14 protein-coding genes and 1 pseudogene are annotated in these 16727 nt (G+C 53.8%); 11 read left to right on the top strand and 4 right to left on the bottom strand.

The features are described from left to right. Window positions 1–82: 82 nt before the first annotated feature. On the bottom strand, window positions 83–976 hold the full coding sequence (locus NI000_RS05265) for a hypothetical protein (RefSeq protein WP_253408431.1): 894 nt from the start codon (window positions 974–976) through the stop codon (window positions 83–85). A 207-nt stretch (window positions 977–1183) separates the two neighbouring features. Here NI000_RS05265 and NI000_RS05260 point away from each other — a divergent pair, with 207 nt between their 5' ends. The 7 genes from NI000_RS05260 (at window position 1184) to NI000_RS05230 (ending at window position 6747) form a co-directional block, all read left to right on the top strand. Then, the gene (locus NI000_RS05260) at window positions 1184–1837 is read left to right on the top strand and encodes an HAD family hydrolase (protein ID WP_446030832.1); all 654 of its coding nucleotides are present in this window, start codon (window positions 1184–1186) and stop codon (window positions 1835–1837) included. Continuing rightward, window positions 1834–2598 carry a DUF429 domain-containing protein gene (locus tag NI000_RS05255; protein ID WP_253408427.1) on the top strand — a complete coding sequence of 255 codons (765 nt, stop codon included), beginning with the start codon at window positions 1834–1836 and terminating at the stop codon, window positions 2596–2598. Before NI000_RS05260 ends, NI000_RS05255 begins: the two co-directional genes overlap by 4 nt. Before the next feature lie 217 nt (window positions 2599–2815). Beyond that, window positions 2816–3256, top strand: a complete 441-nt coding sequence (locus NI000_RS05250) for a flavodoxin (RefSeq protein WP_253408425.1) — start codon at window positions 2816–2818, stop codon at window positions 3254–3256. 277 nt (window positions 3257–3533) lie between these two features. Beyond that, window positions 3534–4205 carry an HAD family hydrolase gene (locus tag NI000_RS05245; protein WP_253408423.1) on the top strand — a complete coding sequence of 224 codons (672 nt, stop codon included), beginning with the start codon at window positions 3534–3536 and terminating at the stop codon, window positions 4203–4205. Window positions 4206–4608: 403 nt separating this feature from the next. Next, window positions 4609–6300: a long-chain-fatty-acid--CoA ligase gene (locus tag NI000_RS05240; RefSeq protein WP_253408421.1), complete on the top strand. Its 1692-nt coding sequence runs from the start codon at window positions 4609–4611 to the stop codon at window positions 6298–6300. Continuing rightward, window positions 6297–6434 carry a hypothetical protein gene (locus tag NI000_RS05235; RefSeq protein WP_253408420.1) on the top strand — a complete coding sequence of 46 codons (138 nt, stop codon included), beginning with the start codon at window positions 6297–6299 and terminating at the stop codon, window positions 6432–6434. Before NI000_RS05240 ends, NI000_RS05235 begins: the two co-directional genes overlap by 4 nt. Next, window positions 6418–6747, top strand: coding sequence for an SCP2 sterol-binding domain-containing protein (locus NI000_RS05230; protein ID WP_253408418.1), 330 nt, complete (start codon window positions 6418–6420; stop codon window positions 6745–6747). Before NI000_RS05235 ends, NI000_RS05230 begins: the two co-directional genes overlap by 17 nt. Window positions 6748–6899: 152 nt before the next feature. Here NI000_RS05230 and rocF read toward each other — a convergent pair whose 3' ends face one another. Together rocF and NI000_RS05220 are read right to left on the bottom strand one after the other, a co-directional pair. Further along, window positions 6900–7811, bottom strand: a complete 912-nt coding sequence (gene rocF / locus NI000_RS05225) for an arginase (RefSeq protein WP_253408416.1) — start codon at window positions 7809–7811, stop codon at window positions 6900–6902. A gap of 103 nt (window positions 7812–7914) precedes the next feature. Then, window positions 7915–8446, bottom strand: a pseudogene (locus tag NI000_RS05220) (aminotransferase class III-fold pyridoxal phosphate-dependent enzyme); the annotation flags it as partial. Between the two features lie 367 nt (window positions 8447–8813). Here NI000_RS05220 and NI000_RS05215 point away from each other — a divergent pair. Together NI000_RS05215 and hfq are read left to right on the top strand one after the other, a co-directional pair. After that, window positions 8814–12656 (top strand): CBM96 family carbohydrate-binding protein, encoded by a 3843-nt coding sequence (locus tag NI000_RS05215; protein WP_253408414.1) that lies wholly within the window; start codon window positions 8814–8816, stop codon window positions 12654–12656. A 236-nt stretch (window positions 12657–12892) separates the two neighbouring features. Then, on the top strand, window positions 12893–13117 hold the full coding sequence (gene hfq / locus NI000_RS05210) for an RNA chaperone Hfq (RefSeq protein ID WP_253408412.1): 225 nt from the start codon (window positions 12893–12895) through the stop codon (window positions 13115–13117). 804 nt (window positions 13118–13921) lie between these two features. Here the strand turns inward: hfq and NI000_RS05205 are convergent. Then, on the bottom strand, window positions 13922–15073 hold the full coding sequence (locus NI000_RS05205; RefSeq protein WP_301292350.1) for a phytase: 1152 nt from the start codon (window positions 15071–15073) through the stop codon (window positions 13922–13924). Window positions 15074–15977: 904 nt separating this feature from the next. On the opposite strand from NI000_RS05205, the gene NI000_RS05200 reads away from it, so the two are divergent. Together NI000_RS05200 and NI000_RS05195 are read left to right on the top strand one after the other, a co-directional pair. Beyond that, window positions 15978–16196 (top strand): Spo0E family sporulation regulatory protein-aspartic acid phosphatase, encoded by a 219-nt coding sequence (locus tag NI000_RS05200; RefSeq protein WP_253408409.1) that lies wholly within the window; start codon window positions 15978–15980, stop codon window positions 16194–16196. A 145-nt stretch (window positions 16197–16341) separates the two neighbouring features. Beyond that, on the top strand, window positions 16342–16725 hold the full coding sequence (locus NI000_RS05195) for a winged helix-turn-helix domain-containing protein (protein WP_309247871.1): 384 nt from the start codon (window positions 16342–16344) through the stop codon (window positions 16723–16725). Window positions 16726–16727: the final 2 nt, after the last annotated feature.

Genomic DNA, 16727 nt, shown 5'->3' with positions numbered 1-16727 from the left:
ACTTTCTTTTCGCAAGCGTCGGTTTATCTGCTTCAGGTCAATGCAGGTGGACGTCGCCCGTGGATGCGGCGGATGAAGTGATTTACCGGCGTCCTCTATGAAGCTTCGGGCCGAACCATACGACGGATGCCCCGGTTTTGGAAGGGGATTCCGGCTTCGGAGCTTTCGGCGGATGCGGAGCGAACGTGTGAGAAGGGGCGGTTTTGCGGGTCCGCGATTTGCCTCTCCGGCTAGCGGGCATGGTTTTGGCGACGGTTCGTTGTGCGGGTCTCGGCAGGTATGGCGATCTGATAGGCTGAGCCGAATCGTCCGGCGTAGGACTGGTCGGAGTAGAAACATTCGGAAGGTCGATGGATTCCGGTATGTCCGATAGCGGCGAGAACGATAGCGTCCGGGCCGCTTGATCATAAGCAAGCAGGCACAGTTGCCCGTTGTCCAGACGGAGCTTGGCCGCAGCGCCTGCCGACAGCACGAATTGTTCGCTCAGCTCGTTTGCGGGCACCGAGAGGCGGAGCTTGACGGAAGCACCCCCGTGTCTGGCCCGCACGGTCCGACTCCTTCGTACGCCGGCCATGCCAAGCTTGTTCAGTAACGAATACCCGATTCTTACTCTCGGTTTCGTTCGGCCCTTTCCGGTAAGCAGGATGACCTGCTCTTTGTTCACGGTAATTTTGGTCAGGGTAACGGTATGTTCAAGCTCGTTATATTCCAACAGGCAGCGGGCTCCTCCCCGCAGGTAAGCAGCTTTGGCCGTAGCCGGTCCCATTTCGATGTAATGAAATGGGCATTCGTCGTCGTGTCCCCGCACGATGCGGATTTGTTTTACCGGACTGCCGCCGTTTTTCAAAACGACCATCGTTCCATCCCGAAGCTTATGCAGCTCGTGTTCGTAGCCGTTCGCACAATCCGCGACCAGCGTCATCGTATCCTCGCTGTGCCCCGGGTTCACCACGACATCGAATAGTCCTCTTGCCACTTCGATCCTCTCCCGTATTTCCGATGTAAGTTTCTGTCGTCCTGCTTGCACCTCTATAGGGTATGTCATCCGCCGTCCCAAGGTATGTACACGTGTCCCTGGGCAACTATAACGAAAAAAGGCCACGGTCCCGGAAACACGGTATAATGGAGCTGGAACAGAAAACAGCCTGGCTGCTGCGCGAGAGGAGAAAGAGCGATTATGGGAATGACCCGCTATACACATTTGTTGTTCGACCTGGACGGGACCTTGACCGATCCGAAGGAAGGCATTACCCGGTCGGTTCAATATGCTTTGGGGCGTATGGGAATCGAAGAGCCGGATTTGGAAAAGCTGACGCCGTTTATCGGTCCGCCGCTGCAGGTGTCGCTGCGGGAGTGGTATGGGTTTACCCCGGAGCAGGCCCGGGAAGCCATTGGCTGGTACCGGGAATATTTCACAGAACGGGGCATGTTTCAAAACGAAGTGTACCCCGGCATCCCGCAGCTGTTGGCGGAGCTCGGGGCAGAGGGCCGCAAGCTGATCGTCGCGACATCGAAGCCGATCGTGTTTGCAAAGCAAATTTTGGCGCATTTCGGGCTGGACCGGCATTTCGCCCATCTGGCGGGCAGCGAGCTTGACGGGACGCGCTCGGACAAAGCCGACGTGATCGCCTATGCGCTGGAGCTGGCGGGCTCCCCGCCCGTATCCGCCTGCTTGATGATCGGCGACAGGAAGTACGATATCGAGGGAGCCAGGGTTCACGGAATGGATTCGGCGGCCGTCGCTTACGGCTATGGCACAGCCGAGGAGCTTAGGCTAGGGCAGCCCGCATATACCGCCGCAACCGTACATTCGCTTGCAGAACTGCTGCGCGGATGAGCCGCCGGGACTATGTCGGCGTCGACGGCTGTCCGGGCGGCTGGCTTGCGGTGGCGCTGTCGGAGGACGGACAGAGCTGGGCGGCAGACGTATATGAAGACCCCAATCGCCTGTGGGAAGTCCACCGGGAGTCCAGGCTGCTGCTGGTGGACATGCCGATCGGCTTGGCCGACGGCCGGGAGCCGCGGGCTTGCGACGCGCTGGCGCGGGAACTGCTGAAGCCTGGGCGGGCTTCCTCGATCTTCGCCGCGCCGGTACGCGAGGTGCTGGGAGCGTCCGGCTACGCCGAGGCGAATGCCCTGCAGCGGGAGGTCAGCGGCCGCGGCTTGTCGCGCCAGTCCTGGGGCCTCGTGCCGAAAATTCGCCGGCTTGACGAACTGCTCCAGCAGGACATAGAGGCGCGTGGGCGCTTTCGCGAGTCGCATCCGGAGCTGTGCTTTGCGCAGCTTTTCGGCGGGCCGATGCGCCACAGCAAGAAAACGCCGGAAGGCTTCGCCGAGCGGCTCGCGCATTTGCGGCGGGTCTGCGCGCACGCCGATGCCATCGTCGCCGAGCTGCTCGCGCGGTATACGCGCAAGGCGCTGGCCCGCGACGATATGCTCGACGCGCTGGTGCTCGCGGTCGCCGGCCGGCTCAGCGGCGGCGCATTGCGCCAAGTGCCTGCCGAAGGCGATGCGGACCGGACGGGGCTGCGGCGTACGATTTCATTTTACAAGCCGGAGGGACGCATGCTTGCTGCCGGGTCGCAAGAGCATGTCTAGCAGCACCGGGCTTCACAGCGGCTCGGATTTGCTTAATAAATATGCGGCGATTGCATAGGTCGGGATTCCTTGAAGCAAAGGGATTCCGGCCTTGTACTTTTTCCCGGACCGAAAATGGGCAGCTTCTCGAAAAAACATAATTGACAATGATAATCATTATCATTTAATATGGTTGAGGAAGTACATGGAACATTACGGAAAACGGAGGAGCTTGGAAATGAAACTGATTATTGTGTTTGCCAGCATGACGGGCAATACGGAGGAGATGGCCGACGAGGTCGCAGAGGGGGTACGCGAAGCGGGGATCGAGCCGGTCGTCAAAAACGTGATGGATGCCAGCGGTCATGAGCTGGGAGAGTACGACGGCATTATTCTTGGAGCCTATACTTGGGGCGACGGTGAGCTGCCCGACGAATTTCTGGATTTCTACGAAGAGATGGACGGTCTGGAGCTGAGCGGGAAAAAGGCGGCGGTCTTCGGTTCGGCCGATTCCTCGTACGCGCAGTTCGGAAAGGCGGTCGACCTCCTCAAGGAGAAGCTGGAGGAGCTCGGAGCGGACGTTGTCGCAGAAGGAATGAAGGTAGAGTTAAACCCGTCGGATTCGGATAAAGCCGCCTGCCGGGCACTCGGTAAACAGGTGGCGGACGCTTTGGCCTGATACGGCTGCGGCGCGCCGGCTTGTCGGCATCTTCCTCGGTCAAACGCTCCTTTTCCGCAATGGCATCCACGCTTCGAATCTCAAGTCGCCAACCGGTGTACGCAGCTTGGCACCCTCGTTGATCGGCGCTTTTCCCCAGCATCGGCATTCACCTCCCGATCCTAGATGGCATACGCTTGGAGCTCCGAAGGGAGCGTGATAAAATCAGTTCAGACGAACTTTGTCGAAGCTAGATTTCACGCTATGCCAGATCAGGAAGGGAGAGAGGGAAAGCGATATGTTTACGGCCTTTATATTCGATATGGACGGCGTTATCATTGACAGCGAGCCGCTTCACTTCAAGGTCGATATGGAGGTGATGGAAGGGCTTGGCGTTCCGATTACGAAGGAGGAACTGGAAGCGTATGTCGGGATGACCAATCCCGAGATGTGGACTCGAATCCGGCTCAAGTACGGCTTGACGCCATCCGTCGAAGACATCATCGAATTGCAGCTGAAGCGGAAGCTGGCGTACTTGGAGGTTTCGGACGACCGGCCGATCGAGGGGATCACGGAGCTGCTCCATTCGCTGCATGGCAGCAAGCGGATCGGTCTGGCTTCCTCCTCGCCACGGGTGTTCATTGAGGCAGTGCTGAATAAATTCGGTCTGCTTTCGTATTTCGATTTTGTGATCAGCGGCGAAGAGGTTGAGCATGGTAAGCCGGCACCGGATATTTATTTGAAAACCGCTGAAATGCTCGGGGCCTCGCCCGACCAATGCATCGTTCTGGAAGATGCCCGCCATGGCGTAGCTGCGGCCAAAGCTGCCGGCATGACGTGCATCGGGTTTCAAAATGCAAATTCCGGGGACCAGGATTTGTCGAAAGCCGATTGGATTGTCAGCTCGATCCGCCAGATCCGGCTTGAAGAGCTTGAGAGGCTGATCTCATCGGCCGGAGCGGGAGCTTAAGCCGCCGTGTAGCCGCCGGTCTAACACAGAGAAGCGCACCTTTTCCGGGCAAGACGTCATTTGCACCCGAATCGGGTGCGCTTCCGTTTTCCTCTACTTCCCCCAGAAGAATCCCGCCAGAACCAGTCCCCCTTGTTCAATCGTTTGTCTTCTCGCCAGAAGCTCATCTATGGCATAGACGCAGCGTGCAGCGCATAAATTACCAAGTACAGGGGAAATGGTAGCGTTTTCGGACATGCCGATCGTTTGCCCCAAACGGTCAAGGTGGACGGTCCTGTGGTTTGGACATCAGGGCGGTTAACCGTTTCCCCAATCGGCTGCCGCCGAGGCGTCATGCGTAACTGATGAAACTGTCGGCGGCAGCCCCCCCAGACCAAGGCAACCTTGCATGGAGGTGGTTTTTATGCCCGACAAGCCTTGGCTGCGTCACTATCCTGCCGAGGTGCCGCCGACGTTCGACTACCCGCGACATTCGCTGGCTTGTTTTTTGACGGAGTCCGCCCGTATGTATCCGCAGCGAGCCGCCTTGGATTTTATGGGCAAAACGATGACTTACCGCACGCTTCTGGAGCAATCGAGCCGTTTTGCGGACGCGCTCGTCCAGCATGGCGTACGCCAAGGCGACCGGGTGGCGCTCATGCTGCCGAACTGCCCGCAAACGGTCATTGCGTATTTCGGCACGCTGCTTATGGGCGGCATCGTCGTGATGACCAATCCGATGTACACCCCGCGCGAGCTGGAGTATCAGCTCAAGGATGCGGGGGCCCGGACGATCGTCACGCTGGATCTGCTATACCGGAGGGTATCAGAAATTGCCGAGTCCGCCGAGCTAAGACATGTCATCGTCACGTCGATCAAGGACTACATGCCTGTCCCGCAAAAATGGCTCTACCCGTTGTTCGCGAAGAAGCAGGGACTGGACCGGAAAGTCGTTTACGGCAACGGCGTCTACCCGTTCCGGCAATTTATGGAGCGGGGTTCTCCGGAGCTGCGGCAAGTGAAGGTGGACGCGGAGCGCGATCTGGCTTTGATCCAATATACGGGAGGCACGACCGGGCGGGCCAAAGGGGTGATGCTCACGCATTATAACCTGATTGCCAATTCGATTCAAAGCCGGCTGTGGTCCTACCGTTTGCAGCCCGGACAGGAAACGTACTTGTCGGCGCTGCCCTTTTTTCATGTGTTCGGGCTTACGGTGCTACTGAATCAGTCCGTTTATTTGGGCGGAACGCTGGCGCTCCTGCCGCGGTTCGAGACCGGCTTGCTGCTTGAGACCATCCGCCGGACGAAGCCGACCGTGTTCCCCGGCGCGCCGACAATGTATATTGCACTTCTTCAGCAAGCTGGCAAGCCGCGGTTCAACCTATCTTCGCTGAAGCTGTGCATCAGCGGGGCCGCTCCGCTGCCGCTTGAGGTGCAGGAGCGGTTTGAGGCCATCTCGGGAGGCCGCCTCGTCGAGGGCTACGGCTTAACGGAAGCGTCGCCCGTCACGCACGGGAACAACATCTGGGAGCGGCGGAAAATCGGCTCCATCGGGATTCCGTTCCCCGATACGGACGCGCGGGTTGTCGACCCGCAGACACTGGAGGAGCTGCCGGTCGGAGAGGTCGGCGAGCTTGCCGTCCGCGGGCCACAAGTGATGAAAGGCTATTGGAACCGGCCGGAGGATACCGCAGCGGTGCTGAAGGACGGATGGCTGTACACCGGAGATATGGGAAGGATGGATGAGGACGGCTTCTTTTACATTTTGGATCGTAAAAAGGACTTGATCATTGCCGGAGGCTTTAATATTTATCCGCGCGAGATCGAGGAGGTGCTGTACGAGCACCCGGATGTGGCGGAGGCTGTGGTGGCCGGCGTGTGCGATCCGTACCGGGGGGAAACGGTGAAGGCGTATCTGGTCATGAAGCAGGGCAGCGAGGCGGGAGCCGAGGAGCTCAACCGGTGGTGCCGGGAGCGGCTGGCCGCTTACAAGGTGCCCCATATTTACGAATTTCGCGACCACCTGCCCAAAACGATGGTCGGCAAGGTGCTTCGTAGAAAGCTGCTGGAAGAAGAGGCGGAACGAACGGAAGGCGAAACGCCCGGCGATTGACGGCAGGTGTGGCCGTTTGGCTGAAGAAAGCGGGCGGAAGGCGGCAGGGTGCCGCCGGGGCCTTGAACCGATGGACGGATTCGTCCGATTCAGGAGCGAAAAGCGGGGTGAGCGAGCGTGGCGATACGGGATGACATCGAGCTTCTCGTCGCGCGGATGAATGCCGATCCGGGGCCGATCCGAACGTTAAATGCGGTATACCAATTCGATTTTGGCGAAGGACGGCTGTTGCAGGTGCGGTTTCAAGGAGGATGGGCGGAGCTTGTGGACGGGGCGCCCTGTGCGGCGGACTGCAAGCTGACCTTATCGGAAGCAACGCTGCTTCGACTGATGCGGAAGCAGGTGAACGCCATGCAGGTTTATATGGCCGGCGAATTGAAAGTGGAGGGAAGGCTGACGGCGGCGTTCCGGCTTCAAGAGGTGTTGAAAGCCTATCCGCACCTCTAGAGCGGCCTGATCCGCGCCATAATGCGTAAGCAAATAAAATGAAATAAAGTGCTTCTGCAGACAGCGGTACACGCTGCGGCAGAAGCACTTTGCTTTGCTTTTGCAGGGCTGCCGTCCGAACGCATCCGGCAGATCGGGGGTGCGGCAGCCGATCACAAAATTTGTTCCCCAAGCAGGGAGGCGATCAATTCGACGGCGAGCTGAGCCGTCTTCTGTCCCGTATCGAGCGACGGATTCACCTCGACCAATTCGGCGGACGTCACGATTCCCGATTCGTGCAGCAGCTCAAGAGCCAGGTGCGCTTCCCGGTAGCTGAGCCCGCCTTTTACCGGCGTTCCCGTACCGGGCGCTTCGACCGGATCGAGGCTGTCGATATCGAAGCTCAGATGTACGCCGTCCGTGCCTTTGCCGGCCACCTGAACGGCTTCTTCCATCACGCTGCTCATTCCGCGCCGGTCGATGTCATGCATCGTGAAGCAGGTAATCCCCTGCGCCTTGATGCAGGCTTTCTCGCCGGGATCGAGATCTCTTACCCCAAGAAGGACCGTATGCTCCGGCCTGATCTTCGGACAAATGCCCCCGATTCGGGTCAGCCGTTCGTCGCCTTGCCCGAGACTTGCGGCGAGCGACATGCCGTGGATGTTGCCCGAAGGCGTCGTATCGGGCGTGTTCAGATCGGAATGGGCATCGATCCAGATCACGCCGAGCTGGCTATAGTGGGAAGCCAGCCCTGCCAGCGTACCGATCGCGATGCTGTGATCGCCCCCGAGAACGAGCGGGAAGCTCCCCTGCTGCACGATACGGGAGACGCTGGCGGCCAGCGCTTCGGTCACTGCCAGCACATCGTGCAGATGCTTCAGGGCCGTAAGAGGAAGCGCATCCTGATCGAGCTGCGGCTCCGGCCAAGTCAACAATCCGGCATCGTTCCATTGGATGCCGAGCCGGCGTAATTTTTCCGGCAGACCGGCTTGCATAATAGCCTCCGGTCCACCGCAGGCCCCCCGGTGTCCGGCCCCCAAGTCAAAAGGAACGCCGAGGAGGGTGATTGAGTTTGTGCGGGTCATGAAGTCCAGCTCCTTCTTCTGCGCTTAGTTTAAGAGTCTATGCGCTCTCATGCTGCGGCAGCAATACTTCTTCGAGCTGCTCCAGCGCCATATCGAGCTCTGCCTAGGCAATAATCAGCGGGGGAGTCAGACGAATCCGTATGCTCGTGCGTTTTCTTGCACAGAATTCCGCGCTCTTTGAGCTTTTCGCAGTAAGGTCTTGCCGCCGTCTCCAGCTCGATCCCGATAAACAGCCCGCGCCCGCGAACCTCACGAACAAGCGGGCTGCGGAGCCGTCGGAGCCGCTCAAGCGCATACTCGCCCAGCTCCCGGGAGCGCTCGGCCAGTCCTTCGGACTCGATGACCTCCATCGCAGCGATCGCGACGGCGCAGGCGAGCAGATTGCCGCCGAAGGTCGAGCCATGCGAGCCGGGGGAGAACAGTTCCAGCACCTCCAGGTCGGCCGCTACGGCAGAGACGGGCAGTACGCCGCCCCCGAGCGCTTTTCCCAGTATATACATATCGGGCACGACCTGTTCCCAGTCGCATGCGAACCTTTGGCCGGTCCGCCCGAAGCCGGTCTGAATCTCGTCGGCGATAAACAGCACGTTCCGCTCCTTGCACAGCTGCCAAGCTTTGCGCAAATAGCCTTCCTGCTATAAATATATTCCACGCGGACTTCGGCATTTCAAATATATTTAATGATCCGCTTGCCGTTCCAAAGGCCCGACTTCTTTACTGCTTGACATTTGGAGATATGAGAGGCTTGATCGCCTTGTTACAAGATCTAGAGGGACACCTAAAGAAAACAACACTCCGCCTAGAATTTGTCGCTTCCTTATTTGGATGAATGGGATTACAACTTAATTAACGTAATATTTTTTCACACATCCCAGAAAATGGTTTTCCATTCGCCGATAAAAGGGGGGATTTCATACTATTCATGGGCCGGTACGATATGCAGCTGATTTTCCGTCCAAGAGAGGCAGTAAAACCTATTTACCAGAAGGAGGACTGTTTATATTGGCAGCAAAAAAAGGTTTGATACTGATGCTGAGCGCGGCGCTTGCCATGACTTCCTGGGGCTTTTTTTCGGCTTCGCAAGCGGAGGCCGCCGGGGTGCACCCGTCGCTTCCGGATTGGTCCCATGCGGGCTATAAGGGCGGGGCGCCGCTGCCGACCGGAGGGACGGTCATCGATCTGGCCGCCAAAGGCATAAAGGCCAACGAGGGCAAGGACGATTCCGACGCGCTGCAGGCGGTCATCGACGCGATCCGCAGCGGTTCGTTAACCGTCAACGGCGCCAAGGTTAGCGAGACGAACCGGGCGATTCTGCAATTTCCCGCCGGGGAAATCAATCTGAGCAAATTCATCCGGGCGGATGCCAGCTGGGTGACCTTCCGAGGCGCAGGCACTGATCCGGCCACGGGAACGAAGATTGTGTTCAGACCTGCCAGCACGTATACATCGGACAATGGTCTGCCCGTCATCGACGGCAAGCTGTGGCCGGGGTACGGCGCTTTTCGCGTGGAGGACCGGGACAAAGATCCGGGCGAGCCCGACTATGAAGGCAGCATCAACTTTCACTGGAAATCCGGCGTCAAAGTTGCCAATGCCGGCGGCGGAACGAAGGGCGGCAATCAGATCAAGCTGGCCAGCGGAGGCGGCAAAAAATTCAAAGCCGGGGACACGGTCTACGTCGGAGCGGCCAATACGGCGGACTTTTATCAAATGATGGGCGCGCCGCAAAATTACTGGATCAATCAGCACATGCGCAGCCAAATGTTTAAAGTGACAAACCTGAGCGGGGATACGCTGACGATCGACAAGCCGCTGGAATTTGACATTCCGTACAGCAACGGCGGGACGATTCTGGGAACGACCTACTACAGCAAGGTCATGCCGATCAAGCTCGTGGAAGGCGTCGGTTTTGAAAACTTTTATTTTACGCAAGACATCTCCTACACGCAGTACAGCAATAAAAATGTAAACGATTACGATCCGGTTACCAATCCGAACGGCGTCGGTCTGAAGTATACAAACGAGGCCCCGGAATACGCGATCCACGCGATTGTGTTTAAATGGGCGCAAAACGGCTGGGTGAAGGGCATCCGCACCTACATGACGGGCTCGCACCCGATTGTCACCGAATTTGCCAGATATATGGAGTTTCGGGACAATGTCATTTTCGGTTCGTGGAACAAAGGCAAAGGCGGCCACGGCTACTTCCGCGGCTCTAAATTGTACGACAGCAAAATTATGAACAATACGATCGACCGCGTCCGCCATCTGACGCTGCAATGGTCGGCTACGGGCAACGTCGTCTCGGGCAATACGATGACGGTGGATATGAATCTGCACGGCGGCTGGGAGCGCCGCAATCTCATCGAGAACAACGTCATTACCGTTCCATTCCGTCATCGCAGCTGGGGCGAGGGAGAAGGCGGCTCGGAGCCGGAAGGCGGAACTTGGTACCCCATCTGGTACGGAGCGGGGCCTCACGCGTCCAAGTGGTCGGGCTCGACCGGCGAGCAGAATGTGTTTTTCAACAACACGATGAGCAAGCAGGAAACGGACGGCGGAAGCTACACGACGTATGCGCCTTATAACGATCCTCACCGCATCTATCAAATCGGCTGGGACGGAAGCAAGTGGGCGCACCTGGAGAAGCCGGCCGGGACGCTCATCAGCACTTGGACCGATAACGAGAAAGTGGACTACGCGCTCGCTCCGAACAAAGGGGTCTACGACTGTTTGACGTTTTCGGGAAGCTCTTTATTGGGCGGCGGAACGGCCGTATTGAACTGCAAAGGCAGCAATCCCGGGGATACGCAAGCGCCGTCGGCACCGGCCAATTTGACGGCAAGCGGCGTCACGTCCTCCTCGGTGTCGCTTTCTTGGAATGCTTCCACGGACAACGTCGGCGTCACGGGCTATGACGTCTACAATGGCACGGCGCTGGTCGCCACAGTAACCGGCACCGGCGCAACGGTCAGCGGGCTGAGCCCGAATACGACGTACACGTTTACGGTCAAGGCGAAGGATGCCGCCGGCAACGTCTCCGCAGCGAGCAACGCCGTTAAAGTAACGACAAGCGAAGGCACGCAGAACCCTGTGCCTATAACGCTGACGGCAGCCGAAGATAGCTTCGTTCGAGGCGGGACGTATGCCAACGACAACTACGGCTCTTCGGACACCATGAGCGTCAAGCTGAGAGCCTCCAATGCCTCTTACGACCGCAAGGGCTATGTGAAATTCAACCTGTCTTCGATCAGCGGAAACATCAGCTCGGCGATCCTGAAGCTGTATGTCACGAATATTCACAGCAACACGACGTCCTACAAGCTGGAAGCCAGGGGGCTGCAAAACGACGCGTGGAGCGAAGCGACGATTAACGCCGCGAACCAGCCCACGGAAGCAGGAACCTCCATGGGCACGGCAACCGTCAACCAAAAAGGCGCGTACGTCAGCTTTGATGCGACCGCTTTTGTGAAAAGCCAGACCGACGGAACCGTCAGCTTCCGGCTTGTCGGCTTGGACGAGGATTTGGGCGCCGATTACGCCACCAAAGAACATGCTAATGCGGCAATACGCCCTGTTCTTATCGTGAATGCAGGGGGAAGCGGCGGCGATACGCAACCGCCTTCGGCGCCAGCCGGGCTGTCGGTTACAGGCAAAACCTCCTCCAGCGTATCGCTCGCATGGAATGCCTCTACCGACAATACGGGTGTCACGGCCTACGAGGTGTATAACGGGTCGGCATTGGCTGCTACGGTGACGGGAACAACCGCGACCGTCGGCGGATTAAGTCCGAAGACGACATACACCTTCACGGTCAAAGCGAAGGATGCAGCCGGCAACGCTTCCGGCGCAAGCAATCCGGTCAACGCGACGACGGATGCGGTCGGAGCCGGGTGCTCGGGCGCGTTGAATTCGACGCCGTCGATTCAAAACGCGATGAAAAACGCGAAGCCCGGCGATATCATCAGCATTGCTCCGGGGACTTATCTTGGCGACGTGTCGACGTCCGGGGATACGCCCAGAACACCGGAAGATCCTTATGGGCCCGGACTGTTCTTTTCGCCGAAAAACGGGACGGCCGCCGCTCACATTGTGCTGAAAAGCTGCGATCCCGGGAACCGGGCGATTTTAACGGGAAAAGCGGTAAACGACGGGTCCTATGGTATTCATTTGACGGGGGATTATTGGGAAATTCGCGATCTGATCATTACGAACGCCCAAAAAGGAATCGTGGTCGATAACGGCAACAACAACCTGCTGAACAACGTTGAAGTGCATCGGATCGGGGACGAAGGCGTCCATTTTCGGGACGGCAGCTCATACAATACGCTGGAATACTCCAAAATTTACGATACGGGCAACTACCAGCCGGGGTATGGGGAAGGAGCTTATGTCGGCTCGGACGAGAGCTCGCCATACGAGCATACCGTGATCGGCAATACGATCCGGCACACCGTCTTCGACGGCGGGATTACGGCAGAGCACATCGATATCAAAGAGGGCGCCGACGGCACCGTGGTCGAGTACTGCCATTTCAACGGAACCGGCATGACGGGAGACAACAGCGCCGACAGCTTCATCGACGTCAAGGGCGTCAATTCCGTGATCCGTTACAATGAGGGTTACCGGAACGGGAATGCGAAGGTGGCGGACGCGTTTCAGGTACGCACACACGGCTCCAAGTACCCGACCGGAAAGGACAATACGTTTTATAACAATAAGGTGAATCTCGATAGCGCGCCAGGATACGTTGTCAATGCCACGAGCGCCACTACGGGCACGAAAGCGCACGACGATGTCCGAATCGGAGGCGGCAATTTATACAGCAAAAATGTGAACAAGTAAGGGCCGGGAGAAGGTGCTGACTTTGACGTGACTTGCGATCAAAGAACATGCGAATACCGGCACCGACCTCTGTTTTGTCATCAACGAAGGTTCACTCGGCACATCAACATGGAGGCATTCTCTCTTCGCGGGGAATGTCTTTTTTTGCGAAATGTGCTCAGAGGGTATTATTTGGTAAATGTAACCAACTATGTTAAAATAATATGGAATCCTAAAACATAGAGAGGGATATTCCAATGAACAAAACAAAATCAAATGAAGCTGTGCAAAGCAATTTCCTGAATACTTTAAGCGAGGAGAGGATACCCGTTACCTTAATCACCAAAAATGGATTTCAAATGAGAGGGGTAGTCAAGTTTCATGATCAATATACGATTGTTCTAGAGGTGAATGGAAACGATACTCTGATCAACAAAGCTGCCATATCCACGATTATTTCAAGCAAGCGAGTGGCTATTTGACAGCATAGCGCTTTCTTTAATGTTCGTAAATCCTTTTGTATCATCCATCCGGTATTTATGTGTTAGGCTTTTTCAATTAGTGAGAACTTCAAGTCGACTTGTTTCATTTGCTGCGCATCGAACGTTAGTAATTTAAGGAGAACTCCTGTTTCAGTGTCTACCCAGAGTTTAAATGTGTTTCCAAATTTCTCGGATAGCGTTGATGTTAATTTGCCTCTCGGAAGGGAGGTAATGCCTGTGGATGTGAAAACGTACTGACGCTGATTATAAAGATCATCGAACTTTCGCAGAAAAAGAAATAGACCGCCCTCGACAAAGGTAAACGGTCTATTCTTTGGCATACCCTTTGAAAGCCACCGCCCTTAAAAGCGGCTATTGTGTATGGGAGTGTAGATGTTACAGCATCTGCATTCCCTTTTTTAGTATACGCTAACCTGAATCAGTTGGAGGTGGTCTAAAATACCCATATAATTCGACAAATAATTCCAATAGTAGTATTATAGATTCATGAATTAAGATTGGGTGGTGTTTCTATGGAACTAGTTTGGAATGTTATTGGGTTAACTCTTCTAAGTTCGACTTTGTATTTATCTTTAAGAGTATTTTTTAAAAAAGTGGATTAAAGCAATGCAAGATGTTGGTACGTACCAATGATTGAGCTTATAAATGATTCCCCCTGTAGCAAAACAAGGGGGCTTCTGCGGTACCGGGGAAAGCATCTAATAGCAAAAGCATAAATAGACCGCATGGTATAATTATTACTAGCTAGGCTTGATTGTTCGCTTTATCCGCTCCGGGCTTTCTTTAATCGTCCTGTCGGTCTTTCAGTTTCCTTGGATTCACATCGTTATCGATATCAAGATCGTCTCCGAATGTTTTCTTGAACGCTTTGGAGATAGCATCCCATTTCACAATCTTGAAATTCTGATTGATCACCGCTCCGTCCTGCAGATTTTGATCGTCCTGAGCAATAAAAATTCCTTTAGGGTAAGCGCTGCCGAGTCCGAAACTCAAAACATCAATGCCGTCGGTTTCGCTTGTACCGTCGATCTTAGGACCGTCTGCAATAACGAAGCTTCCCCTATAGTCCCCGTCTTTGCGATCGAACACGGCGTAGCTGCTGCTGCCCTGACTCGAGGCGATGAGGTATCCATCCCCATCCTTGCCGTAATACAAGGTTAGTCCTTCAACGTCGGCCGTCAGCCGCTTACTATCAACCGCTGCGACCAGCTTACGGGACTCATCGCAGTACGGTTCAGCGCTATATTTCCAAATGCCCACCTCTTCTTCCGCGATGTACAATCGGCCGTATTCGTCGTCCGCTACCATTCCCTCCGATTGGGATGCGAGTTGAAAGGCTCTCACCTTCTTGGCGTTTAGGGCGCCTTGTCCATTATCATACAATTCGTACTGTTCAAATTCGCCTGCTTTACCGAGAACAAGCGCGTAGAATTTTCCCGTTTTCAGGCTGTGATACAGGCTAAAGCCGTAAACTTCGCTCATCTTGGATTCGATCGGCGTACCGTTAATCTGCTTGAGCGCTCCGCTAGAGGAGTCAATGGCAAAAATATCGATCGTATTCGTCGTACGGTTCGTCACTGCTGCAATGTCTACCTTTTTCCCAGCCAGAGGCACACCGTAGCGTACGTCGATGTTGTTCATTTTGCCCAGCGGATAAGAATATTTTTGTTTGCCGTTAAGGTCATAAACCAGAATTCCGCCGTCTTTATTCGTTGCGATAATCTCGCTCTTCGACGGGTCGGAGGGGTGTACCCAAATCGAAGGGTCATCGGCTGCATCGCTGCCGCTGCTTACGGCATCGGTCTCCGCTGCAGCAAGCACGTTGGCCCGGAGTTCGCCAGCTGCATAGGCATAGCTTCCGTATAATGATGTCGGGACTGCGGCCGGAAGGGCAAGGGCAAGAACGGCAACGACTATGGACTTTGTTTTTCTCATCAACTTCACTCCATCCTATTCTTTATTATCTTCCAATATTTAGGATATCAATAAAAGGTTAAAGGTAGGCTGAGTGAATTTGAAGATCTTGTGACAATGGGCTCTTAGACTCTCTTTTTAGCGACATAACATCGTCTTTAAGGCACCAGAGTTGTAAATGATGAATACTGATCGTTAGCCAACCTTGAATCTGGAAAGAAAGTTAACAATTTTCCTTCCACAAATGTCGTTATCCGGATCATAACGATAAAAATCTGATTGGTTATAGGATCCTTATTGGAAAGGAAGGATGACATGTCATCGGAATAATAATGTAACATAAGTGCTTCTTTTTTTGTGTAGAAAAAAGGGGTGCATACCACACAAAAACCTTTGTGGATGAACCGGAAGTACCCTTAACATGATTCAGAGGCCAGTGAGCCTCTTTTTTATTTGGCCGAAGCGGGAAATGTTTAAACTTAGATTCAATCGAAGCTTGCGAGCGGTAAAATTTAGAAAATAAAAAACTACAAAGTTTTGTTAATAGCCTTCAGGCGTTTGAGAAAGTTGGTGCTTTTCAAAAGAGAGATGAATGCATTAACGTTCTATTATCAATATTATCTATAGTCGGAACCAAGGATGACTCGTTCAAAACTATGATCAAAAAAATAAAAAAAATTTTCCATTTGGAGGATGTCACTTATTAAAACACTTGACTCCGAATTGTAAAGATTATTTTTCTCGAAAATTTTTGGATATTATCTTTAACGTAAACATATACCAATTTATTGAAACAGGCATATTCGCCTGTTTTTTTATTTGTTTTATGTTTTTTTTTCTTTAAATTCTAAAAAATCCATTTTAAAGGGAAAACCAATATACTTTTCTTAAGGTTTAATGGAGGCTCTTGAGTGGAGGATAATGCATGAAATTATTAGTTACTAGAAGGGAGGTGTCGGATTCTTCAATACTCAATATGAACGATGAAGAATTGCAAAAAGAAATGATGACCATTCTTAGACAAATGGAAGAAGCTGTACAACAAGGAGAGAGTTTGACTTGTGAACATATCGTTCGTTTAAGTCAAGAGTTAGATAATTATATTTTAATCGCTCAAACAAGGAAGATGAAGTGTTTAAATTAGAGCCGTTTTTATGACAATTAATTCATTTTATTAATGGACATTTTTATTTTGAGGTGTTTTGATGCACGAAGACATAAGAACCGGAATTATTAGAGTGGTAGACAACTTTGGGAGAATTACGATCCCCACGGAGGTTAGGCGTGCATTGAATCTTGATACCAATGTTAAGACGGAGTATTTTTGCGATGACGAGAGAAAGGCGATTATAGTTTATAGATATAATAGCAAAGAATGTTTGTTTTGCTTAAGTAAGGAAAAAACCATTTACTTCAAAAAATTTTATATTTGTAAGTCCTGTATCCAAAGCCTTCCGGCGCTTCAAGTTTTCTTGGCGCGGGTAGAACGTGAACGAGTTGAGGAGGTAAAAAGAACACTTCCAAAAAAGAAAAAAACTACTTCAAGAAGGAAAGAAGCATTGGATCGCCTGCATAAAGCGATTAAGGAAAACCCTGAAGCCTCACAAAAAGAGCTAGCTAAAATGTTAGGATTTTCAGAGGCGTGGGTTAGTAAGTTGCTTAGGAATATGTAGAT

It is taken from the genome of Paenibacillus tyrphae, assembly GCF_024158745.1.
GTDB lineage: Bacteria > Bacillota > Bacilli > Paenibacillales > NBRC-103111 > Paenibacillus_G > Paenibacillus_G tyrfis_A.
This window is presented reverse-complemented; position numbering and strand designations above follow the sequence as displayed.

What these genes read in the sequence shown, in the direction of transcription:
- NI000_RS05260 (WP_446030832.1), top strand. Translation starts at nt 1,184, where the DNA reads ATGACCCGCTATACACATTTGTTGTTCGACCTGGACGGGACCTTGACC.
- NI000_RS05255 (WP_253408427.1), top strand. Translation starts at nt 1,834, where the DNA reads ATGAGCCGCCGGGACTATGTCGGCGTCGACGGCTGTCCGGGCGGCTGG.
- NI000_RS05250 (WP_253408425.1), top strand. Translation starts at nt 2,816, where the DNA reads ATGAAACTGATTATTGTGTTTGCCAGCATGACGGGCAATACGGAGGAG.
- NI000_RS05245 (WP_253408423.1), top strand. Translation starts at nt 3,534, where the DNA reads ATGTTTACGGCCTTTATATTCGATATGGACGGCGTTATCATTGACAGC.
- NI000_RS05240 (WP_253408421.1), top strand. Translation starts at nt 4,609, where the DNA reads ATGCCCGACAAGCCTTGGCTGCGTCACTATCCTGCCGAGGTGCCGCCG.
- rocF (WP_253408416.1), bottom strand. Translation starts at nt 7,811, where the DNA reads ATGACCCGCACAAACTCAATCACCCTCCTCGGCGTTCCTTTTGACTTG.
- hfq (WP_253408412.1), top strand. Translation starts at nt 12,893, where the DNA reads ATGAACAAAACAAAATCAAATGAAGCTGTGCAAAGCAATTTCCTGAAT.
- NI000_RS05205 (WP_301292350.1), bottom strand. Translation starts at nt 15,073, where the DNA reads ATGAGAAAAACAAAGTCCATAGTCGTTGCCGTTCTTGCCCTTGCCCTT.
- NI000_RS05200 (WP_253408409.1), top strand. Translation starts at nt 15,978, where the DNA reads ATGAAATTATTAGTTACTAGAAGGGAGGTGTCGGATTCTTCAATACTC.